Source organism: Eggerthella lenta DSM 2243 (assembly GCF_000024265.1).
Taxonomy (GTDB): Bacteria; Actinomycetota; Coriobacteriia; order Coriobacteriales; family Eggerthellaceae; genus Eggerthella; species Eggerthella lenta.
In genome coordinates, this window is the sequence record NC_013204.1 from 1,221,587 (window position 1) to 1,245,993 (window position 24,407).

19 protein-coding genes and 1 riboswitch are annotated in these 24,407 nt (G+C 68.3%); of the genes, 15 read left to right on the forward strand and 4 right to left on the reverse strand.

All coding sequences use genetic code 11. The features are described from left to right. Nucleotides 1–179: 179 nt before the first annotated feature. Together ELEN_RS05030 and ELEN_RS05035 are read right to left on the reverse strand one after the other, a co-directional pair. Nucleotides 180–887, reverse strand: a complete 708-nt coding sequence (locus tag ELEN_RS05030) for a response regulator transcription factor (RefSeq protein WP_015760339.1) — start codon at nucleotides 885–887, stop codon at nucleotides 180–182. Continuing rightward, nucleotides 862–2,556: an ATP-binding protein gene (locus tag ELEN_RS05035; RefSeq protein ID WP_158539338.1), complete on the reverse strand. Its 1,695-nt coding sequence runs from the start codon at nucleotides 2,554–2,556 to the stop codon at nucleotides 862–864. Before ELEN_RS05035 ends, ELEN_RS05030 begins: the two co-directional genes overlap by 26 nt. A gap of 282 nt (nucleotides 2,557–2,838) precedes the next feature. Between ELEN_RS05035 and ELEN_RS05040 the strand changes: the two genes are divergently transcribed. The 10 genes from ELEN_RS05040 (at nucleotide 2,839) to ELEN_RS15900 (ending at nucleotide 16,524) form a co-directional block, all read left to right on the forward strand. Continuing rightward, nucleotides 2,839–5,202, forward strand: coding sequence for a molybdopterin-containing oxidoreductase family protein (locus tag ELEN_RS05040; protein ID WP_015760341.1), 2,364 nt, complete (start codon nucleotides 2,839–2,841; stop codon nucleotides 5,200–5,202). A 3-nt stretch (nucleotides 5,203–5,205) separates the two neighbouring features. Continuing rightward, nucleotides 5,206–5,805: a 4Fe-4S dicluster domain-containing protein gene (locus ELEN_RS05045; protein ID WP_015760342.1), complete on the forward strand. Its 600-nt coding sequence runs from the start codon at nucleotides 5,206–5,208 to the stop codon at nucleotides 5,803–5,805. A gap of 246 nt (nucleotides 5,806–6,051) precedes the next feature. After that, nucleotides 6,052–7,851: a molybdopterin-dependent oxidoreductase gene (locus ELEN_RS05050; protein WP_015760343.1), complete on the forward strand. Its 1,800-nt coding sequence runs from the start codon at nucleotides 6,052–6,054 to the stop codon at nucleotides 7,849–7,851. 8 nt (nucleotides 7,852–7,859) lie between these two features. Beyond that, complete coding sequence (locus tag ELEN_RS05055; protein WP_015760344.1) at nucleotides 7,860–8,933, forward strand: molybdopterin-dependent oxidoreductase; 1,074 nt, start codon at nucleotides 7,860–7,862, stop codon at nucleotides 8,931–8,933. A gap of 129 nt (nucleotides 8,934–9,062) precedes the next feature. Beyond that, nucleotides 9,063–10,592 (forward strand): helix-turn-helix transcriptional regulator, encoded by a 1,530-nt coding sequence (locus tag ELEN_RS05060; protein ID WP_015760345.1) that lies wholly within the window; start codon nucleotides 9,063–9,065, stop codon nucleotides 10,590–10,592. Between the two features lie 207 nt (nucleotides 10,593–10,799). Next, the gene (locus tag ELEN_RS05065) at nucleotides 10,800–12,215 is read left to right on the forward strand and encodes an alanine/glycine:cation symporter family protein (RefSeq protein ID WP_015760346.1); all 1,416 of its coding nucleotides are present in this window, start codon (nucleotides 10,800–10,802) and stop codon (nucleotides 12,213–12,215) included. Between the two features lie 291 nt (nucleotides 12,216–12,506). Further along, entirely contained in the window at nucleotides 12,507–13,793 is a 1,287-nt protein-coding gene (locus ELEN_RS05070) for an aminoacetone oxidase family FAD-binding enzyme (RefSeq protein ID WP_227100905.1), read from the forward strand. Beyond that, a complete protein-coding gene (locus tag ELEN_RS05075; protein ID WP_015760348.1) occupies nucleotides 13,786–15,498 on the forward strand; it encodes an NAD(P)/FAD-dependent oxidoreductase in 1,713 nt (570 codons plus the stop codon). The genes ELEN_RS05070 and ELEN_RS05075 overlap by 8 nt, the downstream gene beginning before the upstream one ends. 187 nt (nucleotides 15,499–15,685) lie before the next feature. After that, nucleotides 15,686–16,030: a hypothetical protein gene (locus ELEN_RS05080; RefSeq protein ID WP_227100903.1), complete on the forward strand. Its 345-nt coding sequence runs from the start codon at nucleotides 15,686–15,688 to the stop codon at nucleotides 16,028–16,030. Nucleotides 16,031–16,035: 5 nt separating this feature from the next. After that, nucleotides 16,036–16,524 carry a PIN domain-containing protein gene (locus tag ELEN_RS15900; protein ID WP_015760350.1) on the forward strand — a complete coding sequence of 163 codons (489 nt, stop codon included), beginning with the start codon at nucleotides 16,036–16,038 and terminating at the stop codon, nucleotides 16,522–16,524. Here ELEN_RS15900 and ELEN_RS05085 read toward each other — a convergent pair. Together ELEN_RS05085 and ELEN_RS05090 are read right to left on the reverse strand one after the other, a co-directional pair. Then, complete coding sequence (locus ELEN_RS05085; RefSeq protein ID WP_015760351.1) at nucleotides 16,521–17,039, reverse strand: cob(I)yrinic acid a,c-diamide adenosyltransferase; 519 nt, start codon at nucleotides 17,037–17,039, stop codon at nucleotides 16,521–16,523. The two genes, ELEN_RS15900 and ELEN_RS05085, sit on opposite strands and share 4 nt — an antisense overlap. 2 nt (nucleotides 17,040–17,041) lie before the next feature. Continuing rightward, nucleotides 17,042–17,440: an MGMT family protein gene (locus tag ELEN_RS05090; protein WP_015760352.1), complete on the reverse strand. Its 399-nt coding sequence runs from the start codon at nucleotides 17,438–17,440 to the stop codon at nucleotides 17,042–17,044. 218 nt (nucleotides 17,441–17,658) lie between these two features. Here ELEN_RS05090 and ELEN_RS05095 point away from each other — a divergent pair, with 218 nt between their 5' ends. The 5 genes from ELEN_RS05095 (at nucleotide 17,659) to ELEN_RS05115 (ending at nucleotide 24,391) form a co-directional block, all read left to right on the forward strand. After that, a complete protein-coding gene (locus ELEN_RS05095) occupies nucleotides 17,659–19,176 on the forward strand; it encodes an efflux RND transporter periplasmic adaptor subunit (RefSeq protein ID WP_015760353.1) in 1,518 nt (505 codons plus the stop codon). Between the two features lie 4 nt (nucleotides 19,177–19,180). Then, nucleotides 19,181–19,885 (forward strand): ABC transporter ATP-binding protein, encoded by a 705-nt coding sequence (locus ELEN_RS05100; RefSeq protein WP_015760354.1) that lies wholly within the window; start codon nucleotides 19,181–19,183, stop codon nucleotides 19,883–19,885. Next, nucleotides 19,882–21,075: an ABC transporter permease gene (locus ELEN_RS05105; RefSeq protein WP_015760355.1), complete on the forward strand. Its 1,194-nt coding sequence runs from the start codon at nucleotides 19,882–19,884 to the stop codon at nucleotides 21,073–21,075. Before ELEN_RS05100 ends, ELEN_RS05105 begins: the two co-directional genes overlap by 4 nt. Before the next feature lie 77 nt (nucleotides 21,076–21,152). After that, nucleotides 21,153–21,297, forward strand: a riboswitch (adenosylcobalamin (AdoCbl) riboswitch). Between the two features lie 136 nt (nucleotides 21,298–21,433). Continuing rightward, the gene (locus ELEN_RS05110; RefSeq protein WP_015760356.1) at nucleotides 21,434–23,485 is read left to right on the forward strand and encodes a prenyltransferase/squalene oxidase repeat-containing protein; all 2,052 of its coding nucleotides are present in this window, start codon (nucleotides 21,434–21,436) and stop codon (nucleotides 23,483–23,485) included. Between the two features lie 12 nt (nucleotides 23,486–23,497). After that, entirely contained in the window at nucleotides 23,498–24,391 is an 894-nt protein-coding gene (locus ELEN_RS05115) for a DUF4430 domain-containing protein (RefSeq protein WP_015760357.1), read from the forward strand. The last annotated feature ends 16 nt before the right edge of the window (nucleotides 24,392–24,407 follow it).

Genomic DNA, 24,407 nt, shown 5'->3' on the forward strand with positions numbered 1-24,407 from the left:
CTTTCGAGGCGTTTCGCATAACCGCAGGTCGGGAAGCCGCTGCGCTGACGACCCTTTTCGATTTCCCCGCCGCCCAGCCCCTTCGGGTACGCAAAACGCAAAAATTGGTTACTTCGAGCGAATTCCCGCGCCGAACGACGCCCGCGCTCGCGACCGGCTGCCGCTTCCCGCGCCGCTCCCTAGCCCTCGCGGCCTTCGGGCTCGAAGCGGTAGCCGATGCCCCAGACGGTCTGGATGACGCGCGGGTCGGACGGGTCGTCCTCCACCTTCTCGCGCAGCTTCTTGATGAACACGGTGATGCTCGACGTCTCGCCGACGAACTCCTTGCCCCAGGCCGCCTCCACGAGCTGCTCCTTCGACAGCACGAGGCCGGGGCTCGAGGCCAGCGCGAAGAATATCTTGAACTCCTTGGGCGTGAGCGACAGGCGCTCGCCGTCCTTCGTGACGCGGAACTGCCCGCGGTCGAGCACGAAGCGCCCCGCGTGCAGGATGTCGCCGCGCGGCGCGACGGGCGCGGCCGCCATGCTCGCGCGGCGCAGGTGGGCCTCGATGTGCATGAGCAGCTCGCGCGGATCGAACGGCTTCACCATGTAGTCGTCGCCGCCGGCCTGGAAGCCCACGCCCTTGTCCACGATGTCGCCCTTCGCGGAGAGGAAGATGACGGGGCAGGTGATGCCGCGCTCGCGCATGAGGCGGCAGGTGGTGAAGCCGTCCATCCGGGGCATCATCACGTCCATGATGACGAGGTCGGGCGCCTCCCGCTCGGCGACGACGAGGCCCTCCGCGCCGTCTTCGGCGTAGGCGAACGCGTAGCCCGCGTCGCCCGCCATGCTGCCCACGAGGCGCGCGATGCTGTTCTCGTCATCGATCAGCAGGATCTTCTTCATCGTATTCCTCCGTATCCACGGCAACGTAGGGGATGCGCACGGTGAACGTGCTGCCGAGCTTGCGGGCCGACGCCACCGACACGCTGCCCCCGTGCAGCTCGGCCAGCTCCTTCACCACGGCCAGGCCGAGGCCTGTGCCGCGGTAGCGGCGGTTGGGCGACTGGCCGGCCTGGCGGTAGCGCTCGAAGATGCCCTCCTGGTCGGCTTCGTCGATGCCCATGCCGTCGTCGGCGACGGACACGACGATGCAGGCGCCGTCGAACGTCGCGCGCACGTCCACGCGACCGCCGACGTGGGTGTACTTGATGGCGTTGTCCACGAGGTTCTCGACGATGCGCCGCAGCTTCTCCCAGTCGGCCATCGACACGGGCACGTCGGCGTCGGTCTTCGCGGTCAGGGCGATGCCCTTGTTCTTCGCCACGGGCTCGAGCGACTTCCTGATGAACCCCAGCAGGTCCACGAAGTCGACCGGCTCCACCACCAGCTCGTTCTTGTGCGCCTCGGCCTTCGAGATGGTCAGGATGTTGTTCACCATGTTGAGCAGCAGCGTGGCGTTCGCCTCGATCTCCTCCACGGCGCTGCGCGTCTTGGCGTCGAGCGAGTCGACCCCGCGCAGGATGCGCGCGAACGCGAGGATGGACGTGAGCGGCGTGCGCAGCTCGTGGCTCATGATGGCGAAGAACTCGTTTTTGTAGGCGGTTTCCTCGCTGAGGCGGTCGAGCGCCTTCTTGAGCTCGACCTTCTGGTACAGCAGCAGGTCGTTGAGCGCCGAGAGCTTGTCGGTTTGGCTGCGCACCTCGCTTTCGAGGTCGGTGTAGAGCCGTTCCAGCTGGCGGGCCATCTTGTCGAAGTCGTCGGCGAACTCGGTGAGCTCGTCGGGGCCGCCCACGGTGCGCGCCTCCAGCTGGTAGGAGAAGTCGCCCGCGCCGATCTGCTTCGCGGCGCGCCCGAGCGCGTCGAGCGGGTGCAGCACGAGCTTGCTCACGGCGAAGTAGATGCCCACGCAGGCCAGCACGAGCACGAGCAGCACCATGAACACCTGCTGCAGTACGCTCGTGCGCATGCCGTCGGCGTAGATGTCCATGGGCTCGGTGATGGACACGGCGCCGCCGATGTCGCCCACCTGCATGCCCTCCTTCTCGTAGCCGAACTGGTCGAGCTCGCCGACGGGCTCGCCGTGGCATTCGAGGCACGTCTCGGTCACGTACAGCGGCTCGGCGTAGCGGAACACGCGCCGCCCCTCGGCGTCGTAGCCCACGTCGTAGTACGCCTCGAGGGCCGCATCGGCGCCGAAGGCCTCGAACGCCCGCTGCTCGAACTCGTCGGGCGCGTTCGCCGCCTGGCGCGGGGTGGGGCTCGTGTACTGGATCTTGTAGTCGGTGTTCATGGTGAACAGCGTGCTCACCGACTTGGCGGTGACCACGCACACGAGGGCCTTCGTGCGGAAGGCGCCGTCCTCGGTGCGGTTGATGGTGTTCTGGTTGATGTCGATGAAGTCCCACATCGCGTGCATCTCGTCGGCCAGCACCTCGGCCTTCTCGCGCGCCTCGTTCTCGGCCTGCTGCTGTTGCAGCTGGACGTTCCACAGCGCGTCGACGGCCATGAGGGCCACGATGAAGGCGCCGATGAACACCGCGAACTTGAAGCGGATACCTCGTTTGAACGACATGGCGATTCCCCCTGAGGCGCGCATCGACGGCGGGCCCCCTTGCCCGTCGCCCGGTACGCGCGACCGTGCTACCCTCGTAATTATCCGACAAACGCGGGCGCGCGCGGCGGAAAGTCGCGGATGATAATACTTTTTTAATATCTGGTAGGACTTTCTTAACGGAAAGTTCTTCCGCAGGATATTGAACCGATGCGCCCACCTGGGGAAAATGGGGTACGCGGAGGAACGGGGGATCCAAGTTCCGCCGCTGTTTGGGAATCAGGACGAGGAGAGGAGCGCGAGATGAGGAAATCCGCGGATCAGGCATTGCCGTCGCTGTCGCGACGGACGTTCGTCGCGGCCGCCGCCACGACGGGCGCCGCCGCAGCGTTGGGGCTTTCCGGATGCAGCCCGAAGGCCGACACGGAGGCCGGCGCCGGCGCCGATGCCGAGGGTGCGGCGCCGGACCCCTACGCCGACGCGCAGGTGTTCTATTCCACCTGCCCGCCCGAGTGCCAGCACCACAACCTGAAAGGCTACGTGGTGGACGGCAAGCTGGTGAAGGTGGAGTCGTCCGAGCTGAACGACTGCGCGGCCTGCGCGCGCGGCATCAGCCGCTCGCAGATGGTGAACGACCCCGACCGCCTGACCATGCCGCTTCTGCTGGACGGCGAGAAGGGCAGCGGCCAGTTCAAGGAGATCAGCTGGGACGAGGCGTTCGACCTCATCGAGCAGAAGTTCAAGGACGCCATCGCGACCGACGGCAACAAGTCCATCTGCTACGTCACCGGCTCCGGCAACTTCGGCGCCATGCACGGCCCGGTGGCCAACGCGTTCTTCGGGCACCTGGGCGGCGCGTCGACCACGGTGGGCTCGCTGTGCTGCGCGGGCACCACGGCGGCCATCGTGCCCATCTACGGCAAGCGCTTCCTCGACTGCCGCAACCAGATCGAGAACAGCACCTACGTCGTGGTGTGGGGCAACAACCCCGCCATCTCGAAGCAGGGCTACTTCCAGCGCTTCGAGCACGTGGTGGAGAACGGCGGCAAGCTCGTGGTGATCGACCCCATCTACACGGAGTCGGCCGCCAAGGCCACCGACTGGCTGCAGCCCTGGCCCGGCACCGACGCGGCGCTCGGCCTGGCCATGCTCAAGGTCATCGTGGACGAGCGGCTCTACGACGAGGAGTTCCTGCTCGCGCACACGTGCGCGCCGTGCCTCGTGGACCGCGCGACGGGCGAGCCCGTGCTGAAGAACGCCGACGACCCCGCGTCGTTCGTCGTGTTCGACAAGAAGAGCGGCGAGGTGGTGCCGCACGACCAGAGCGGCATCGAGGCGGCCCTCACGCTGGACGGCACCGACGCGGCCGACGCCTACCAAACCGAGTTCGAGCTGATCGTGGCCGAGGCGTCCGCGTGGGATCTCGCGGCGGCCGAGGAGGAGTGCGGCGTTCCCGCGGCGGACATCGAGCGCATCGCGAAGGAGTACGCGGGCGCCGAGCACGCGATGATCGTGCAGAACATGGGCGGCTTCATGCGCACCGAGAACGGCACGTACGCCACGGCCGTGGGTGCGTACCTGGCGGCGTTCTGCGGCCAGGTGGGGCACGTCGGCGACGGCGTGAGCGACGCGGGCGGCATGAACGAGGTGGCCACGGGCAACCCGCTCGAGGTGCCGAAGGCCACCGAGGAGGTGGCAGCCATCCCGCGCTTCACGTTCGGCGAGGCCGTCCTGAACGAGGATCCCGTGAAGGTGAACGTGCTGTGGTCGATGACGGGCAACCCCATGACGCAGTGGCCCAACACGGGCATGGTGAAGAAGGCGCTCGAGAAGATCCCGTTCGTGGTGACGGTGGACCAGTACCTCACGTCCACGGCGCTGTACTCAAACCTCGTGCTGCCGTGCACCGGCATCTTCGAGACCGAGGGCGTGCTGGCCAACGCGCGCAGCCACTGGATCCAGCTCATGGAGAAGGCGGTCGACGGCCCGGGCGAGTCGAAGAGCGACCTCGAGATCTTCGCCGAGCTGGCCCGCCGCTTCGGCTTCGGCGACGCGTTCGACGTGCCCATGAAGGACCTCATCTCCAACGTGCTGGAGCCCACGGGCATCACCTACGACGAGCTCGTGGAGAAGAAGGCCGTCGACGTGGTGGGCAAGGACTACATCCCCTACAAGGACGGCGTGTTCTTCACCGCGTCGAAGAAAGCCGAGTTCTGGGTGGGCGCCTGGAAGAAGGAGGGCTTCAACCCCATCTGCAGCTACGCCCGCTCCGAGGAAGACGCGCGCAACGGCGATGAGCTGGCGGCGAAGTACCCGCTATTCAGCGTGCAGCGCAAGACGTACCGCAGCGTGCACTCCACGTTCAACAACCTGGAGTGGATGGACGAGGTGTGCGATCGGAAGCCGGTCGTCCTGCTGAACGAGGCGGACGCCGAGGCGCGCGGCATCGCCGACGGGGACGCGGTGGTCGTGTTCAACGACCGCGGCGAGCATCGCGGCGTGGCCGAGGTGAACGACCGCATCAAGGCCGGCGTGGTGGGCTTGCAGAACGGCTGGTGGGAGCAGCAGGGCGGCTCGTCGAGCTACGTCACCAACGACAAGTGGAAGACGCTCGGCGGCACCCACTGCTGCAACCAGACCCTCGTCGACGTGAAGAAGGAGGCGTAAGCCATGGCGCTCGGATTCTGGATGAACAACAAGAACTGCTACGGATGCAAGACATGCTCCATCGCCTGCAAGAGCGAGAAGCAGCTTGACCAGGGCGTGCTGCTGCGCCATGTCACGGAGATCAAGCAGGACGACCCGCGGGCGCTGTCGTTTTTGTCCCTGTCGTGCAACCACTGCGACGAGCCCGCGTGCGTGGCGAACTGCCCCGTGCAGGCCTACACGAAGCTGGAGAACGGCATCGTGCAGCAGAACCACGACCTGTGCATCGGCTGCAAGACGTGCATCGAGGCGTGCCCGTACCATGCGCCGTGCTACGACGAGCAGGAGAGCAAGACGTACAAGTGCGACATGTGCACGGACCGGCAGGAGCGCGGCGAGCTGCCCGCCTGCGTGGCGGCGTGCCCCGGCATGAACCTCGCGGTGGGCGAGATGGCCGACCTCGAGAAAGCGCACCAGGCCGACATCGTGTCGGACGACGCGGTGGAGACGAAGCCGAACTTCGTGATCACCGTCGATCCGGCGCTTTCCGCCGAGCCCGACGACACCGCCGTGGAGGCGCGCGCCGCCGAGCTGGCCGCGTCCAAGACCGCGAAGAAGGCGTAAACCCCTCCGGCTCCGCGCGCCCTCTCCCTCCCGGCGCGCAGGGTTTCTGCGAACGGCCCCGCACTGGCGGGGCCGTTTTGCCTGTTCGGCGGCATCCTCCGGATCGTACGATGCCCCCTGAACCCAAGATGGTTCGCTTCGACGATGGCGCGCGCCGCCTCCGTTTCCCTACCATGCTCTTCGCGCGGGGGAGCCGGCCGGACGTTCGGCCGCCGCGCGGACGAGAACAGGAGAGGAAGGAGACCGATGCACGCACAACGCAAGATCGCGCTGGTCGCCGTGTGCGCCTTGTTGGGGACGGTCGGCATCGCCGGCTGCGCTCCCCAAACGAACGAGGCGCTTGCGACGGGCGACCAGCAAACCCCGCAAGCGGAGGGGCACGAGTACACCGACGAGCAGCAGTCGATCATCGACGGCGAGGAGGGCACGGTATACGACGGCATCTCGCTCGACGCCTACCCGGGCAAGGACTACCTCGACGGCATGCACGACATGTGGGACGCCAACGTGGACCAGTGGGCGCCCGAGCTGCGCACGCTGCCGAGCGGCCAGATCGTGCAGCGCACCCCGAGCGAGCTCGCCGAGCGCGCCCGCCAGGGCAAGACGCCGTACAACATCTACCGGCTGAACAACGACAACCGCGGCTGCAACAGCTGCCACGCCGACCTCGACGCGACGCTGCAGCACCTCGCGCAGACCATGCACCCCTCGCCGAACAGCCCGGCGCTCGACGCCGAGATGACGGTGGACCAGTGCCTGTTCTGCCACACGTACTCGCCGGGCTACATCCCCACGCAGTACGAGTTCGGCACGCTCATCCACAACATCCATTACGGCTTGGAGGCCGACAGTCAGTTCGAGGACGAGTACAAGGGAAATTGCTACTCCTGCCACGACGCCACCAACGATGGCGAGGGCATGGCGCTGTGGGACCAGACCAAGTTCGAGCGCCTGCGCGGCGTGACGAAGGTCGAGAACGTCGAGGGCGACTTCTCCATCGACCAGGAAGCCACGATGGCGCAGGAGGACATGTTCAACATGGACGCCTGGAACCGCCTGTACGACCGCATGCGCTCCGGCGCCGAGTACGCCGACACGCCCATGCCCCAGAGCCTGTTCGACAGCTGGCCCATCACGGTGGACGGCGAGGTGAACAGCCCCTACACCGCGCTTCTGCCCGATCTCGTGAAAGAGGCCGAGGCGGCCGGCGTCACCGTGACGAAGGTGTCGAAGGAAGTGTGCAACTGGAACGGCACCGGCGCCGGATCGGTGAGCAACGTGGAGATCACCGGCATACCCGTGAGCTGGCTCATCGAGCGCGCGGGCGGTTACGCCGACAACGCCGACATCAACGGCGTGCGCGTCATGCGCGCCGACGGCTCGTCCAAGCGCGCCATGCCGCTCGACAAGGTAGACGGCGGCGAGGCGTTCCTCGTGTACAAGATCAACGGCGAGCAGCTGACCGCGGCCAACGGCTTCCCGTGCACGAACTGGTGCGAGGGCGTCGACCCCGAGGTGAACTCCAAGCAGATGAACGAGTACAAGGTGGTCACCGACGCCCCCGACTTCGACGATCACGTGTACGAGTTCGAGCATCACGACGGCAACCCGAACGGTTGGATCGACGCCGACGGGAACTGGACGAACAAGCCCAACGCCACCGTGCTGGGCGTGCCCGAGGGCCTCGTCATCCAGAACGGCCAGCCCTACACGTTCCACGGCTACGTGGACGCCTACGACGAGAAGATCGCGAGCGTCGAGTTCTCGATGGACTTCGGCAAAACGTGGACGAAGCACGACCTGGGCGACACCGACGTCAACAAGCTCGTCTGGTTCGACTTCACCTGGACGCCTCAGGAGGAGAGCGCCTACTGCCTGCAGCTGCGCGCCACCACGGAAAGCGGCCTCGTGAGCCCGCAGATCCAAACGGTCATGGTGAACGCGAAGGACGCGATGCCCGCCGCCGACGAGACGGTCGTCATCGACACCCCGTCGCTCGTCGCCCCGAAGACGGCGGCTGCCGAAGTGGCCGAAGGAAAGGAGTAGGAGCGCTCATGAACAAGCCAGCTCAGAAGATCATGGCCGGCGTGGCGGGCGCGGTGCTGCTCGCATCCGGCGCCGGCGCGGCCCTTGCCGCCCAGCAGCCCGCGGCTGCGGACGGGGGCTCCCGGCCCGTCGGCGCCACCCACACGGTGGCCGACCACGACATCCGCGCCCAGTGGCTGGGCGAGGAATCCGACTACGTGCGCGTCGCGGACGTGCAGGGGTCGTTCACGTTCAATCAGGAGGGCGTCACGCCCAACGACGAGCTGTTCAACGTGTTCGGAACCGCCATCCTGTCGATGTGCTCCAAGCCCGCGCCCGAGCTTGCCGCCGGGCAGGACGGCGTGGCCACCTACTTCGTGAACGTGGGCGGGCACGTGAAGGAGAGCTTCACGGTGGACCTGTCCGAGCTCGACGACGAGGAGCAGGAGGCGCTCATGGGCTGCTCGTGCGCCACGGGGTCGCCCTTCGGCCAGGCGGCCGTCATCGGCGTGCCGCTGGCGTCGGTGGTGGGCATGGCCGACCTCGAGGACGGCGTGAACACCGTGACGGCCTACGGCGCGGACGGCTACGGCGAGCCGCTGCCGCTGCAGTACGCGCTCGACAAGAACGCGCTGCTCGTGTACCAGGTGAACGGCGAGGAGCTGAAGGCGTCGGAGGGCTCGAGCCTGCAGCTGTGGATGCCCGAGACGGTGGCGCGCTACTTCACGCGCAACATCGCCAGCATCGAGCTCACGCGCGAGGACGCGGTGCCCGAGGTGGCCTCGGTCGATCCCATGTACCGCAACAAGATCGAGATCAAGAACTCCGCCGACGGCTGCGCGTTCGAGGCGGGCGACGAGATCACGTTCGAGGGCGTGGCCGACGACTGCGGAAGCCCCATCGCCGCCATCGAGTTCTCCTTCGACGGCGGGCGCACCTGGACGGCGTGCGACACCGACGGCGCCACGGCCGACAAGTGGGTGAACTGGCAGTTCACCGCCTCGTTCGAGGAGAAGGGCGACTACGAGATGACCGTGCGCGCCCGCACGGCCGACGACGTGGTGTCGCCGCTGTCCGCCAGCCTTGCCTTCGCGGTGCGGTAGCCCGACGATATGCAGCACCCTCCCGTGGACGGAGCCGGCATCTTGCGGCTCCGTCCAACGCGTGCTCCCGCCGATGCGCTATACTGCGTGCAGAAACGCAGGGGGGACGCGAAGGGGGAGCGCTGCGGCATGGAGCATCGGCGGGGTATCGTGAACGCATGCGGGGCGGCGTCGGCGGCGGGGCTGTCGCTCATTCTTTTGTGGTGCACGCTCATGGGGCACACGCCCGGCTTCCTGCTGTCCTCGCTCGGCTTGGCCGAGTGGGTGAACGCCCGCACGTTCTGGCTGACGGGCATCCTCGTCGTCGCCGCGGTGCTGACGGCGGCCCCGCGTTGGGTGGCCGCGCACGAGGGCAGCCTCGCCTTCGTCATGCCGGTGATGGCCGCGGTGGGCACGGGCTGCTTCGCGCTGTCGTTCCACCAGGACTTCTTCAGCCCCACCATCCTGGCCACGTGCGGGCTCGTGCTGGCGGGGCTCGGCTACTTCTGGTTCGCGTCGCGCTTCGTCATCCTGCTGGCCACGACGCAGGGGTTCGCGTGCGTGGTGTGGTGCATCGTGGCCGCGTTCCCGTTGCGCCAGCTCATGAGCTTGGCGCTGGACGGCTTCATCGATCCTGCCCAGCAGGTGGTCGTGGCCATCGCGCTGCCGTGCTTGGCGGCGGCGTGCTTCGAGGCGGCCCGCGCGGCGGGCGCGCGGCAGGGCGCGGCCCGCGCGGCGGGCGCGGAGCCCGCGACGGGGCCGTCCCCGGCTCCCGGCGCGGCCGGCGGTGCCGAGCCGAGCGCGCGGCAGCGCCAGGCGGCGGGCGACATGGTGGCGGTGCTCGTCATCGTGGGCGTGCTGCTGGCGATGGTGCGCATCTTCGGCCCCTCGGGCGTGTGGGGCGACTCGAACACCACCTACTTCGACGCGCTCGGGCGCATCCCCGCCATCTCGGTGCTTACCGTGTGCCTGGCGGCGTTCGCGTGGCTCGCCCTGCTGCTCATGGCGAAGCAGCCCGCGTCGGTGCGCTTCCAGCCGCCCATCCTCGTGGTCATCGCGGGCCTGTTCGTCGTGGTGGTGCGCGCCCAGCTGGGCGACGTGCCGTCGGTGCTGCTCGACAGCATCGTGCAGCTGAACGACCCGTTCGCCCACCTGCTGTTCTGGTCGGCCGTCGCGGCCGCGTGCACGCTGCTGCCGCTGCCCGAGAACCGCATCGTCGGCATCGCGGGGCTCGCGTACGCCGCGGCCTCGGTGGTGTGGGTGGTGTTCCTGCGCGGCAGCGCCGTGGTGGAGACGGTCGTCATCCTCGTGGTGGTGGCGCTCGTGATGAACCGCTCGTGGCTGGCCTCGCTCGTGCGCGGCCGCGGACGGGACGGGGCCGCCGCCGACGACGCGGCTGCCGACGGGGCCGCCGACGACGCGGCCAGCCGCCTGACCCGGTCCATCGTCGCGCGCTGCCAGGAGGTTGCCGCCGCCTACGCGCTGTCGCCGCGCGAGACCGAGGTGTTCATGCTGCTGGCCCAGGGGCGCACCTGCTCGTTCGTGCAGGAGGAGCTCGTGCTGGCCGAGAGCACGGTGAAAACCCACATGTCCCACATCTACGCGAAGCTGGGCGTGAGCGGCCGCCAGGAGATGATGGACCTCCTGTTCGGCGAGACGAAGGGCGGCATCGACGCCTAGGGCGCGCATCGGCGCCGCTCGCGGAGGATTTTCCGTTTGTTAACGAACCGTAAGGTTCCACGTGGCTATAATCCGAATACTTTAGCGTGCGAAAGTGCCCCTGCCGAAACGGCTTTTGTCGCGTGTCGACGGCGTTCGGAACCTGCTTCGGGACCGGCTCTTTTCTCGCAACGGGGCGTACTGGCAAAGACGAGAGAGGGGACGTGCATGGACATCGTCCAGATGATCAGCGATATCGACGCCTTCGTATGGGGCCCGCCGATGATCGTGCTGCTGTTGGGTTCGCATCTGTACCTGACGATCCGCACCCGGTTCATCCAGCGCAAGCTGCCGACGGCCATCAAGCTGTCGGTGACGAAGGACCCGGATGCGCCGGGCGACATCAGCCAGTTCGGCGCGCTGACCACGGCGCTGTCGGCCACCATCGGCACCGGCAACATCGTGGGCGTGGGCACCGCCATCCTGGCCGGCGGCCCGGGCGCGGTGCTGTGGATGTGGCTCACCGGCGTGTTCGGCATGGCCACGAAGTACTCCGAGACGTTCGCCGCCGTGAAGTACCGCGTGAAGGACCACAACGGCAACATGCTGGGCGGCGCGATGTACGCATGGCGACGCGCGTTCGAGAAGGACGGCAAGACGCCGTGGTGGGGCTTGCTGGGGGCCGGGGCGTTCGCCCTGTTCGCCGCCGTCGCCTCGTTCGGCATCGGCTCGGCCGTGCAGTCCAGCGCCATGACCGGGATCATCACGTCCAACGCTCCCGGCGTGCCCACCTGGGGCATCGGCCTGGCCATCGTCATCATGGTGTCCATCGTCATCTTCGGCGGCATCAAGATCATCTCGAAGGTGTGCGAGAAGCTCGTGCCGTTCATGGCCATCGCCTACGCGTGGGGCTGCATCGTGATCATCGGCATGAACTGGGAGTACGTGTGGCCCGCCATCAGCCTCATCTTCGAGTGCGCGTTCACGCCGAAGGCGGCGTTCGGCGGCGCGGTGGGCTCGGGGCTGATGATGGCGCTGCAGTTCGGCTGCGCGCGCGGCCTGTTCTCGAACGAGTCGGGCCTGGGCTCGGCGCCCATCGTGGCCTCGGCGGCCTCCACGCGCAACCCGGCGCGCCAGGCCCTCGTGTCCATGACCGGCACCTTCTGGGACACCGTCGTCATCTGCGCGCTCACGGGCATCGTGCTCGTGTCCACGATGATCGCGAACCCGGGCATCATGGAGAGCGGCCAGGTTTCGGCCGGCGCCGATCTGACGAGCGCGGCCTTCGCGTCGATCCCCTACATCGGCACGCCCATCCTGGTCATCGGCATGATCCTGTTCGCCTACACCACCATCCTCGGCTGGTCGTACTACGGCAACCGCTGCGTCACCTACCTGTTCGGCAAGCGCGCCATCCGCCCCTATCAGGTGCTGTACGTGGTGGTGGCGTTCCTGGGGGCCATCGGCATCGGCGATTTGGTGTGGACCATCTCCGACATCACGAACGCGCTCATGGCCATCCCGAACATCATCGTGGTGCTGCTGCTTTCGGGCCTCATCGCGCGCGAGACGAAGCATTACGTGTGGGACAAGAACCTGGACGAGACGGACGACACGCCCATCCCCGTGCTTGAGTCGAAGTAGCGTCCGCACGCGCAGAGCGCGGCGGCGAGGGTGCGGCGAGGGCCCCGGCATCGAAAGGTGCCGGGGCCCTTTGCGTTCGGGGGCGGGGGCCCGGCGCGTCGCCACCCGGTGGGCGCAAAACGGGAGCTGTGGCAACAGTCGGGTGCGAAAAAGGGCGATGGGCTTGTGCGATTGCAAGAAAGCCCCAGGTGGGGAGAAGCAGCGGCGGGGTGCAGCGTCCGAAAATGCCGTTGAAATTGTCATGGCTTCCGATTCGCGCCCGCGAATCGTCCGATGCGGTATCATGGCGGCATGAAGAAACTGATGATCATAGGCGGCGGCGCGGCCGGGCTCGCGGCCGCGGTGGCCGCGGCCGACGCGCTGCGGGCGCGCGGCGTCCGCGTGGGTGCGGATGCGGGCGCGGACGGCGTCGACGTGGCGGTATGCGAGGCCGACGAGCGGGTGGGACGCTCCATCCTGGCCACGGGCAACGGGCGGTGCAACTTCTCGAACGCGCAGGTGGACGCCGCGGCGTACCGCAACGCGGCGTTCGTGGGCGCGGCGTTGGACGAGCTGCGGCGCGCGGGCGGCCTGCGCGGCGGCGACGGGGCCGACCCGGTGCACGCGTTCTTCGCCGACCTCGGGCTCGTCTGGCGCGAGGAGGGCGAGGGCCGCCTGTACCCGCTGGCGAACAAGGCGACGAGCGTGCTCGAGGTGCTGCGCGCGGCCGCGTCGGACGCGGGCGTGCGCGAGGAGTGCGGGCGGGAGGCGGTGCGCCTCGACGCGCCCGCGCGCAAGGGCGACCGCTTCCATGTGCGCTTCGCCGACGGAGCGGTGCTGCATGCCGAGGCGGTGATCGTGGCGGCCGGCGGGAACGCGGCCCGCGCGCTCGTGCCGGAAGGCCTCGCCTGGGAGGAGCCGCGCGCGGTGCTCGGGCCCCTGCGTACGGATGCGCGCCTCGTGAAGGCGCTCAACAACATCCGCGTGCGCTGCGCGGCATCGCTCGTCGGGCGGGACGGCGCGGAGAAGGCGTGCGAGCGGGGCGAGGTGCTGTTCCGCGACTACGGGGTGTCGGGCATCGCGGTGTTCAACCTGTCGCGGTTCGCCGAGCCGGGCGACACGCTGCGCATCGACCTGCTGCCGCAGCACGGCGAGGCGCCGCTCGAGGAGCTGCTGCGCGCCCGCCTCGCGAGCCTGCGCGAGCGCGGAGGCGCGGGCACGGGCGACGACGCGCTGCGCGGCATGACGCTGCCGGCGGTGGGGCGCGCCGTGCTGAAAGCGGCCGGGCTGCACGCCGAGAAGCCGCTCGCGCAGCGCGACGTGCCGGCGCTCGTCCGCGCGCTCAAGGGACTCGCGCTCGAGGTGCGCGGCGTCGGCGAGGCGCGGCAGTGCCAGGTGCACCGCGGCGGGTTCCTCGTGGAGGCGTTCGATCCGCGCACGTGCGCGGCGCGAGCGGTGCCGGGTTTGCACGTGGTGGGCGAGGCGCTCGACGTGGACGCGCCCTGCGGAGGCTACAACCTGCACTGGGCGTGGGCGAGCGGCATGTTGGCGGGTCGCGCCGCCGCGGAGAGCCTGATGGAAGGAGCGCGCCGTGCTTGAGGTGTCGAACGTGAAGCTGCCGCTGGACGCGGGTCTGCCCGGGGCGGCGGCGGAGGCGCTCGTGCGCGCGGCCGCCGCCGCGGCGCTCGGCGTCGCGGGGCGCGACGTGCGCGCGGTGCGGGTGCTAAAGCGCAGCGTGGACGCGCGCAAGAAGCGCGACGTGCACTTCGTGGCGACGCTCGGCGTGGAGCTGGCCGAAGCCGCCGAGGAGGAGCGCGCGCTCGCCGCGGCGGGCGCGCGCGGGGGCGCGGGGGCGGTCGTCGGGACGCAGGTGCGCCGCCACGCGCCCTACGAGCCGCTGCGGGTGCCGTCGTGCGCCGCGGGCCGCGAGGCCGGCGGCGAGCCGCGCCCGATCGTGGTGGGTGCGGGCCCGGCCGGGCTGTTCTGCGCGCTCTACCTGGCGCGCGCGGGGCTGCGTCCGCTCGTGCTCGAGCGCGGCGGCGACGTGGACGAGCGCCTGGCGACGGTGGCCGCGTTCGAGGCCGGCGGCGACCTCGACCCGCAGACGAACATCCAGTTCGGCGAGGGCGGCGCCGGCACGTTCTCGGACGGCAAGCTCACGACGAACATCAAGAACCCGCTCGCGCGCCACGTGCTGCGCTGGTTCGTGGACGCGGGCGCGCCCGAGGAGATCCTCTGGCAGGCGAAGCCGCACATCGGCACCGACCTGCTCGTGGACGTCGTGCGCACCCTGCGCCGCCAGATCGAGGAAGCGGGCGGCGAGGTGCGCTTCCATGCGCAGCTCGAAGGCCTGCGCTTCGAGGGCGGCGCGCTCGCGGGGGTTGACGTGCGCGACGGGCGCACGGGCGTGCTTGAGCGCGTCGACGCGCGTCGCGCGGTGCTCGCCTGCGGGCACTCGGCGCGCGACACGTTCGCCGTGGTGCACGGGGCGGGCGTGGCGATGGAGCAGAAGCCGTTCTCGGTGGGCGTGCGCATCGAGCATGACCAGGGGGCGGTGAACCGTGCGCAGTACGGCGACGCCGCCGCGCATCCCGCGCTCGGCGCGGCCGACTACAAGCTGGCCGTGCACCTGCCGGACGGCCGCAGCGCGTACACGTTCTGCATGTGCCCCGGCGGCGAGGTGGTGTGCGCCGCCAGCGAGGAGGGCGGCGTCGTGGTGAACGGCATGAGCCGCTTCGCGCGCGACGGGGCGAACGCGAACGCGGCGCTGCTCGTGGGCGTGGGTCCCGAGGACTTCGAGGGCGATGATCCGCTGGCGGGCGTCGAGCTGCAGCGGCGCATGGAGCGGGCGGCCTTCGAGGCGGCGCGCTCCGCGGGCGGCGAGGCGTACCAGGCGCCGGCGCAGACGGTGGGGGACTTCCTGGCCGGACGCGCGAGCGCGGCGGGCGCATCGGTGCGCCCTACGTACGCGCGCGGCGTGGCCTGGTGCGATCTGCGCGCGTGCCTGCCCGGTTTCGTGGCCGACGCCCTTGCCGAGGCGCTGCCCCTGCTCGATCGCCGCTTGCGCGGGTTCGCGGATGCGGGCGCGGTCATGACCGGCGTCGAGACGCGCAGCTCGAGCCCCGTGCGCATCGTGCGCGACGATGCGCTGCAGGCGCGGGTGGAAGGCGCGCCCGATGACGCGCCCGAAAGCGGCCTCTACCCCTGCGGCGAGGGGGCCGGCTACGCCGGCGGCATCATGAGCGCCGCCTGCGACGGCCTGCGCGTGGCCCGCGCCCTCGCAAGCGCGTTCGAACCGCGTTAGATTCGCGTTGGAAACATCGGCAGCTTTCGTGGAAACTATGTTCGAAACATGTTTGATTTGCGCAAGATCCGACGGCAAAGAGCGCTGGACGCACGCCATCGAAACGTGAGATCAACTCTCTATACTTATGCAATGAGGCGCAACGTGGAGCGGTTGCGTCAAGGATGCTATAGTAAGGGAGATCGCTGTGGAATCTAAGACGCTATTGGATCGAGAGGAGCTGGCGATGGATGTGAAAGAGGCTGCGAAAAGGGCAGCTGCCTATACTGCAGATATAGAGACTGTTATGGACCCAAAGAGCCTTTCTGAGTTTCTTTCCAAGTCGGGGTTCGCAATCGAATCGACGCATTTCGACGATGCGCATAACCGTTGGGAGATCGGAGTCGGCTTCGTTAGGGAGTTCGATCGCGGAGGGATCGATGGCATCGCTTCGTTGTCGTCGGTTTGGGATCGTATGCCTCTCCAAGGAACCCGAACGTACAAAACGGTGACGATATCCGACGAAAGCGGCGACGTTGTTTCGTACGAGTAGCCGATATGAAAGCGATACTCGACGCCAATCTACTGCTCGTGCTTCTTGCTGGTTCCTGCGATAAGCGAAGTCTCGGGCAAAAGAAATTCGTGAAGGATTACGGAGCAGACGATTTTAACATGCTGCGTGAAATGCTTTCGGGTTTCGGGGAATTCTTCGTCACGCCCAATGTAATTACCGAGTGCTCGAATCTGCTTTGCGGACGCGGCGGGCACGGCAAGAACGAACCAGAGGCTCGCGTTTTAGCGACACTATTCGAGTCGGGTCGTCTCAAGCGCATCGAAGAGCGCTATATCGAAAGCCGTGTAGCTTTCCAGCGTGGGGAGTATTCCTATCTTGGCGTGACCGATTGCTCGCTGCTCGCCCTCGTTGATGCGGATCATGTGCTTGTTACTGCAGATGGTGCGTTAGCTCGTGCAGCTCAGGCGATCAATCCGGCTTGCATAAACTTCAATCACGTACGTAATCGCTCATTACTCGACCCCCGCCGCTAGAACTCGATGCCGCGGCGGGCGATGACGCCCTCCTCGTAGTAGTGCTTGACCTCGCGCATCTCGGTGACGAGGTCGGCCACGGCCATGAGCGTGCCGCTGGCACCGCGCCCCGTGACCACCAGCTCCACGGTTTCGGGCCGCTCGAGCGCCAGGTCGACGAGCGCGTCCGGCTCGAAGTACCCCAAGCTGTCGGCAACGTTCGCCTCGTCGAGCACCACGACGTCGAACGCGCCGCCCAGCACCGCCTCGCGTGCGGCGGCGAGCCCGCGCCGCGCGGCCTGCGCGTCGTCCTCCGGGTCGGGGGCGCTCAACTCGCCGCCCGTGCCGAACTGCTCCGCCACGATGCGGTCGCCGAACAGGCGAAACGCATCGAGCTCGCCGGTGGGGCCGTACTTCATGAACTGGCAGAAGTACACGCGCAGACCTGCGGCCGCCGCCCGCATCGCCAACCCGACGGCGGCCGTGGTCTTGCCCTTGCCGTCGCCCGTGTACACCTGCACGTATCCTTGCTTCATCGTCATTCTCCCAGTTCCCGCGCCCAATCGAAGTCTTCCGGCGGCGCGGTGGGCAGCTCGCCCTCGGCCGTGCCGTCCGCGTGCCCGTCCCACTGGCAGGCGTCCATGTCCACGTGCGTGTCGTCGGCGAACGCCACCCCCTCGGCTTCCAGCATCTCGCGCTGGATCTCGGGGCCGCCGAACGCGAATCCCTTGCACAAGCCGCCGTCCTTGAACACCACGCGGTGGCACGGGATGTTGTTGACCTCGGCGCCGGGGTCGGGGTTCGCGTGGAGCGCGTAGCCCACGTACCGCGCCGAGCGCGGCGCGCCGATCAGCCGTCCCACCTGCCCGTACGACGCCACCTTCCCGCGCGGGATGCGCCGCACCACCTCGAACACCCTGTTGGAGAAATCGCCCATGCTCTCTTCGCTCCTCGCATTCGCTCAACGTTTCGCCCCAGTATACGGCAACCGCGCCCGGGCGTGAGCGAGCTGCGCGAGGCCGTTGAGGCGTATCTGGCGCGCGGCTGAAGAGCGCGCGCGGATTGCGGCTTCACTTTTCCCATCGTTCCACTTATGATTGATGCACGGCTGTTCCTCGAGAACCGCCCCCGCTTCTTTCGCACGGGAGGTAGTAGATGGGTCCGATCAACAACCGTCGTCAGGGCGCTCCGGACGGCACCGAGCCTTTGAGCGCTCAACCGAGCCCCTTCGATCAGAACGCTTTCGATCGCATCGCGTTCGAGCCGATCGAGGGCCTGCCGGGGCCGACCGACCTCGTCGACGCCGAGGCGCTCGCCGACATGCGGGCGTTCAACGACCTCAAGGCGAAGCGCAAGAAGCAGCGCAAGCGCAAGATCATCATCGGCGCCGTTTCGGCCGTGGCGGTGCTCGCCGTCGCGGGCGGCGCGTTCGCGTGGTACGCGGCCGACCAGGCGGCCAAGGCGCTGCAGGACATGGCCCCGCAGACCGGCTTCGTGGAGCAGGGCACGTTCGTCGAGACGGTGTCGGCGTCCGGCAACCTGCAACCTGTCGCGTCGGTGAGCGCCACGCCCGAGGTGGACGGCATCGTGGGCGAGGTGCTCGTGGCCGAAGGCGACGCGGTGGCCGAGGGCCAGACGCTGTTCACCGTGGTCAACGACGAGCTGGACAAGGCGGTGAACCAGGCGGCCCAGGGCATCGAGGAGGCCAAGAACGGCGTGGCCCAGGCCCAGAACGCCGTGAACGACGCCTACCACGCCAAGTCCGCCGGCCAGCAGGCCGCCGCGAACGCCCAAGCCCAGGCGCAAGCCGCCGCCGCGGCCGCCAAGGAGGCCGGGGGAGCGGCGGCCGAGTCGTTCGCCGGCGAGCAGGCTTCCTTCGACGAGTCCAGCGCCGACTCCGCCATCAGGTCGGCCGAGCTCGGCTTGAGCAACGCGAACCTCGCGCTGCAGAACGCGCAGAGCGCCTACGACGAGGCCGTCGCGCGCGCCGCCAAGCGCACGGTGACCGCCTCCATCGCCGGCAGCGTCGTCGCGGTGAACATCGAGCCCGGCAAGGCGCTCGGGGCCACGGCGAGCGCCGCGACCTCGCCCGTGCAGATCGCCGACCTGTCGCAGATGACCGTCTCCATCAACGTGAACGAGATCGACATCCTGAAGATCACCGCCGATCAGACCGCCGAGGTCACGTTCACCGCCGCCCCCGACCTCACGCTGCCCGCCACCGTGGTGAGCATCGCCACCACGTCGGCCGGCTCCGGCGATGCGTCGGGCGGCGCCATGTACGGCGGCATGGGCGGTGCCGTCACGTACGCGGTGAAGCTGCTCATCGCCGAGCCCGACCCGCGCCTCAAGCCCGGCATGACCGCCAAGGCCACCATCACCACGACCACCATCGAGAACGCGCTCATGGTGCCCATCTCGGCCGTGCAGTCCGACGGCGCGGGCGGCAGCTTCGTGATGGTGCTCACCGACCCCGAGACGCAGGAGATGGACGCGCGCACGGTGGAGGTCGTCGCGTCCGACGGCCTCACGTCCGTCGTGAAGGGCCAGGTGAAAGCCGGCGACGAGGTGGTCGTCGGCGGAGGCATGGGCGGCGCGGTGGACGGCATGGGCATGGCGGGCGACGGCGGGATGGCCGCGGTCGACGCCGGCGGCAGCGTCATGGTGGGGTAGCGCCATGGCCAACGTGGTTGAAGCCGTCGACCTGCACCGCATCTACGAGAGCGCTTCGGGCTACACGCACGCCCTGCGCGGCGTGTCGCTGACGGTCGCGCAGGGCGAGTTCCTCGCCATCATGGGCCCGTCGGGCTCGGGCAAGTCCACGCTCATGAACCTGCTGGGCTGCCTCGACACGCCCACGCGCGGGCGCTACCTGCTCGAGGGCGTCGACGTGGCCGACTACCGCGACGACGAGCTCGCCGAGATCCGCGCCACGCGCCTCGGCTTCGTGTTCCAGTCGTTCAACCTGCTGCCGCGCGCCACCGTGCTGCGCAACGTGGTGCTGCCGCTCATCTACACGGCCTGCCCGCGCAAGGAGCGCGAGCTGCGCGCCCATGCGGCGCTGCGCAGCGTGTCGCTCGACGAGCGGCTGTACGACCATCGCAGCAACGAGCTGTCGGGCGGCCAGATGCAGCGCGTCGCCATCGCCCGCGCCCTCGTGAACGACCCGGCGCTCATCCTGGCCGACGAGCCCACCGGCAACCTCGACACCGCCACGGGAGACATGGTGCTGAACACGTTCAAGCGCCTGCGCGACGCGGGCAAGACCATCGTGCTCATCACGCACGAGCCCGACGTGGCCGCCCACGCCGACCGCGTGGTGCACATTCGCGACGGGCGGCTGTACGAGGGGGCGCACGGCGGGGAAGGGGCGCGCCCATGAAGATCGGCGACCTGTTCTACGAAACCTGGCACGCGCTGTCCGCGAACAAGGGCCGCTCGTTCCTCACCATCCTCGGCATCGTCATCGGCATCGCGGCCGTCATCGCCATGACCTCGCTCATCGCGGGCGTGCAGAACATGCTCATGGGCGAGATGGGGCTTTCCCAGGCGCGCCAGGTGTCCATCAGCGCGTACTCGCCGCAGGGCATCACGTTCGACGACCTGGACAAGCTGGAGCAGGGCATGCCGGAGTACGAGGTCATCACCGGCGCGTCGTACGCGTCGGCCGAGATCGCGATGGCCGACGGGCAGAAGAACTACGCCACCGTCATCGGCGCCCGCCCCGACTATTTCACGGCGAACGGGACGAAGCTCAAAGCGGGCCGTTTCTTCACCGAAAGCGAAGAGCAGAACGCGGCGCGCCTCGTGGTGATAGGCGGCGGCGAGATGGCCGTGCAGATGCTCGGCGTCCCCGACACCGAGGCGGTGGGGAAGACGGTGCGCCTCGGCAACGATGATTACACGGTGATCGGCGTGATGGAAACCTCGTCGTTCATGGGTGGCGGCGGGACGTTCTACGCGCCCTACACCACGGTGGAAACGCGCATCGGCAACACGGGCGGCATCCAGCAGATCGTCGGCTTCGCGCGCGAGGGAACCGACATGGACCGCCTCGTCGAGACGACCCAGACCTTCGTGGCGCAGTACTTCAACCTGGACGCCGAAAGCGTGTACGTGTCGTCGCTCGATGCCGTCATCAAGCAGATGGAGACGATGATGGCGTCGTTCTCGCTGCTCATGGGCTCGGTGGCGTCGATCTCGCTGTTCGTGGGCGGCATCGGCATCATGAACATGATGCTGACGAACGTCACCGAGCGCATCCGCGAGATCGGCCTGCGCAAGTCGCTCGGCGCGCGCCGCCGCGACGTCACGAAGCAGTTCTTGCTCGAGGCCATCATGCTGTGCGTGGCCGGCGGCGCGTTCGGCATCGTGTTCGGCTTCCTGGCCGCATGGGGCCTGGGGCAGGTGATCGGCGCGGTGCAGGCCGGCATGGCCGTCACGCCGGTGCTCGCGCCGGGCGTGGTGTTCGGCGCCGTGGCCGTGTGCGTGCTCATCGGCGTCGTGTTCGGCTACTACCCGGCACGCCGCGCCGCCAAGCTCGACCCGGTGGAGTCGCTGCGCTACCAGTAGGCGGCCGGCGGGCGGCAAGCTCGGAGGTTGCGCCCCTTTCGCGTCGTTCGTCGACCCAAGAGGTGGTAGAATGCATCAAGCATGAAGAAGACGTCTCGGATCGTGGGAAGCCGGGTGAGAATCCCGCACGGTACCGCCACTGTGTTTCGGCCTTGCCGATCAGCCAGAATACCGACCGAGAAGCGTGTGTGCGCAAGCGGCGAGTTACCGCGAACGCAACCCGGAGGGCAAGAAAGCCCTCGGCTTGTCTGCGTAGCGAATACGGGCTGCGCGGCCCCCTCGAATCGCGAGGGCCGCGCAGCCTTTTGTTTTGCTGTCTCTCTTCTGCGAAGCGACCGATGAAAGGAGAAGGAAGACGGTGAAGGAACAAACGATCATCCCTGCGGGGGTCATGCGGCGGGCGTGGGCCCTCCTGCTGGCCGCCGCGCTCTGCCTGGGCCTCATGCCCAGCGCAGCCTGGGCCGAAGAAAGCGAGGGTGCGGGGACGTTCTCGGTGGCGCTCACCATCGTGGACACGTCCGACCCCGCGGACGGCGTCCTGTACAACGGCAAGGTCGACGGCATGACCTCCGACGACACGGTTGCCGACCTGCTGGCGAAGGCGGGCTTCACCGCCGCGGCCAGCGCGGAGGAGACCGAGGGGAACGACAAGGCGTACTTCGACTCCTGGGGCTCCCCGACGTTCCGCGGCAACAAGTCGGTCCAGCAGCCCGACGGCTCGTGGGCCTATTGGGCGACGATGTTCGACGGCGACAGCGCGAACTACGCCAGCGCCCAGCTGACGTCGAAGCTGCAGGAGAACGGCCGCTACCAGTACATCTACACGTCCGACGCGACGTTCGCCTACGACGAGGAGGCTTCCGGATTTCCGGTGCAGCTCACCATCGTGGACACGTCCGACCCCGCGGACGGCGTCCTGTACAACGGCAAGGTCGACGGCATGACCTCCGACGACACGGTTGCCGACCTGCTGGCGAAGGCGGGCTTCACCGCCGCGGCCAGCGCGGAGGAGACCGAGGGGAACGACAAGGCGTACTTCGACTCCTGGGGCTCCCCGACGTTCCGCGGCAACAAGTCGGTCCAGCAGCCCGACGGCTCGTGGGCCTATTGGGTGACGATGTTCGACGGCGACAGCGCGAACTACGCCAGCGCCCAGCTGACGTCGAAGCTGCAGGAGAACGGCCGCTACCAGTACATCTACACGTCCGACGCGACGTTCGCCTACGACGAGGAGATTCCTCAGCTCGCGATCTACACCGTCAACGACCCCTTGGCGGGGGCGATCAAGCCCGATCCCAAGCCCGATCCCAAGCCCGAACCCGAACCTGATGAGCCTGCCAACGATGCCATCGCAGTAGACAGCGCTGCGTACAACACGCTGTTCGGCACCATCGCCAGTTCCTATGCGGGTACGTCCGAGGAATGGAAAGCCCTTGAGCTCGCGGCCGCCGGTCGTGTGTCGTCGGTTGACGTGGCGACGCTCGTGGCGAATGCGAAAGCGGCGAACGGTTCTCCCGAAACCACCAATTTGCAACGCTTCATCTTGGCGCTCACGGCCGTCGGCAAAACAGAGGAAGCAGCGGAGCTCGTGCAAACGATGGCGACGTCCGACATTTCGACTACCTATGTGAACGGTCAGGCGTTTGCTCTGCTCTCCTACGAAAGCGGTGCGTACGACGCGCCCGCGAACGCTCTTGAAACCGAAGCTGAGCTTGTGGCCAAGCTTCTGAGCGCGCAGCAGGCTTCCGGCGGCTGGACCTGGAAAGGCGCTGCCGAAGGGGACGATCCTGATACGACGGCCATGGTGATAACCGCTCTTGCCTCTCGCGTTTCGGACGCCTCCGTCAAAGCGGCGGTCGACAAGGGTCTCGAGGCGCTGCGCGCAATGCAGCACGAGGACGGCGGTTTCCGCGCATCCGGGGACGCGGCCGATGGTCCCATCAACGTCAGCTCTACGTCCTGCGTCGTGGTCGCCCTGTGCGCCTTGGGCGCGGATCCGGCGGCATCCATGGTCACCGAAAGCGGCGCGACGCCGTTGAGCGCGCTGCTCTCGCAGGCCACTTCCGACTTGTCCGGATTCGTTTACAACGGCGCTGCGAACGACCTCGCCACCGAGCAGGGGTTCCGGGCGCTTGTTGCGTACCAGGGCCTCAAGAACACCGGGGCGGCGTACAACGTCTACACGCAGGCGAAGCTCGGCCAGGCTGCGCTGCCCGCCGAGAAGCAGGAAGAAAGCGACGTCAAGCCCGCAGGGGCTCCGGCGGCCGACAAGAAGGCGCTCGCCAAGACCGGGGACGGCTCTGCGCCGTTCGCGGCCGGCACTGCCGCGCTCGCGCTCGGCGCGCTCGCGGCGGGCATCGCCGCCACGCGGCGCATGCGCGCTTCCGATGAGCTCTCGTTGCGCCGATAGGATCGCGGCAGCATGAGCGAAGATTCGAACGAGAAGACCGGCGGCTCGGGCGTCGAAACGCTCGAGCCGCGTGAGCGGGCCGAATCGCCCGACGATCGCATCGCCCCCTCCACGCCTCGCGGCGAGGAGGGGGCTTCGGAGGGCGGGGCGTCCGCACCGGCGGCGTCCGAGCCCGCGCGTCGCCGACCGCGCAAGGCGCTGCTTGCCGTGGGCGTCGCCGCGTCCGCGATCGCCCTGTGCGCCATCGTGGCGAGCATGGGCTTCGCCACCGGATGGCTCGGCGACCCTGTGCCGTCCGATCCGGTGCCGATGCCCAGCGTCGTCACGGATGCGCCCTCTGACGGAGACGACGCGTCGCAGGGCGACGAGGCCGATCGCAAGGATGCCGCCGAAGAGGCTTCGGAGGGTGCGGACGGGGAAGCGGGCGCCGCCGTCGACGGCGAGGGCGCGGCGGATGCCGACGGCTCGGCCGCTTCGACGGCCGGCGAGGCGCCATCGGGCACCGAGCCTTCCGCGTCGGAGGGCGCTGCTGCTCCGGCTCCGGCGCCTGCGCCCGAGCCGGCCCCGGCGCCATCGGCCCCCAGCACCGTCACGGTGTCGGTGTACATCGACAGCTCCCGCGCCGCGTCCAATGGCTACCCCTCATCCTTGGGCGGCGGCACGGTCACCCTCAACCAGGGCGCATCCGTCTACGATGCCCTCTGCGCTACCGGAGCGTCGGTGGGCGGGTCGAGCGGCTACGTCAGCTCCATCGGCGGCCTTGCGGAATTCGCTTGCGGTCCCGGCAGCGGCTGGCTGTATTTCGTCAACGGATCGTCGCCCGGATACGGATGCGGTTCGTATATCCTAAGCGGTGGAGAAAACATTACGTGGATATACACCTGCGATTTGGGCAACGACCTGTAGATGTGCGGGTCGAGGA

Excerpts from the sequence above, each read along its gene's own strand:
- ELEN_RS05030 (WP_015760339.1), bottom strand. The coding sequence starts at position 887 with ATGAAGAAGATCCTGCTGATCGATGACGAGAACAGCATCGCGCGCCTC.
- ELEN_RS15900 (WP_015760350.1), top strand. The coding sequence starts at position 16,036 with ATGAAAGCGATACTCGACGCCAATCTACTGCTCGTGCTTCTTGCTGGT.
- ELEN_RS05055 (WP_015760344.1), top strand. The coding sequence starts at position 7,860 with ATGAACAAGCCAGCTCAGAAGATCATGGCCGGCGTGGCGGGCGCGGTG.
- ELEN_RS05085 (WP_015760351.1), bottom strand. The coding sequence starts at position 17,039 with ATGAAGCAAGGATACGTGCAGGTGTACACGGGCGACGGCAAGGGCAAG.
- ELEN_RS05050 (WP_015760343.1), top strand. The coding sequence starts at position 6,052 with ATGCACGCACAACGCAAGATCGCGCTGGTCGCCGTGTGCGCCTTGTTG.
- ELEN_RS05040 (WP_015760341.1), top strand. The coding sequence starts at position 2,839 with ATGAGGAAATCCGCGGATCAGGCATTGCCGTCGCTGTCGCGACGGACG.
- ELEN_RS05100 (WP_015760354.1), top strand. The coding sequence starts at position 19,181 with ATGGCCAACGTGGTTGAAGCCGTCGACCTGCACCGCATCTACGAGAGC.
- ELEN_RS05070 (WP_227100905.1), top strand. The coding sequence starts at position 12,507 with ATGAAGAAACTGATGATCATAGGCGGCGGCGCGGCCGGGCTCGCGGCC.
- ELEN_RS05105 (WP_015760355.1), top strand. The coding sequence starts at position 19,882 with ATGAAGATCGGCGACCTGTTCTACGAAACCTGGCACGCGCTGTCCGCG.
- ELEN_RS05035 (WP_158539338.1), bottom strand. The coding sequence starts at position 2,556 with ATGTCGTTCAAACGAGGTATCCGCTTCAAGTTCGCGGTGTTCATCGGC.
- ELEN_RS05060 (WP_015760345.1), top strand. The coding sequence starts at position 9,063 with ATGGAGCATCGGCGGGGTATCGTGAACGCATGCGGGGCGGCGTCGGCG.
- ELEN_RS05065 (WP_015760346.1), top strand. The coding sequence starts at position 10,800 with ATGGACATCGTCCAGATGATCAGCGATATCGACGCCTTCGTATGGGGC.
- ELEN_RS05045 (WP_015760342.1), top strand. The coding sequence starts at position 5,206 with ATGGCGCTCGGATTCTGGATGAACAACAAGAACTGCTACGGATGCAAG.
- ELEN_RS05095 (WP_015760353.1), top strand. The coding sequence starts at position 17,659 with ATGGGTCCGATCAACAACCGTCGTCAGGGCGCTCCGGACGGCACCGAG.
- ELEN_RS05115 (WP_015760357.1), top strand. The coding sequence starts at position 23,498 with ATGAGCGAAGATTCGAACGAGAAGACCGGCGGCTCGGGCGTCGAAACG.
- ELEN_RS05090 (WP_015760352.1), bottom strand. The coding sequence starts at position 17,440 with ATGGGCGATTTCTCCAACAGGGTGTTCGAGGTGGTGCGGCGCATCCCG.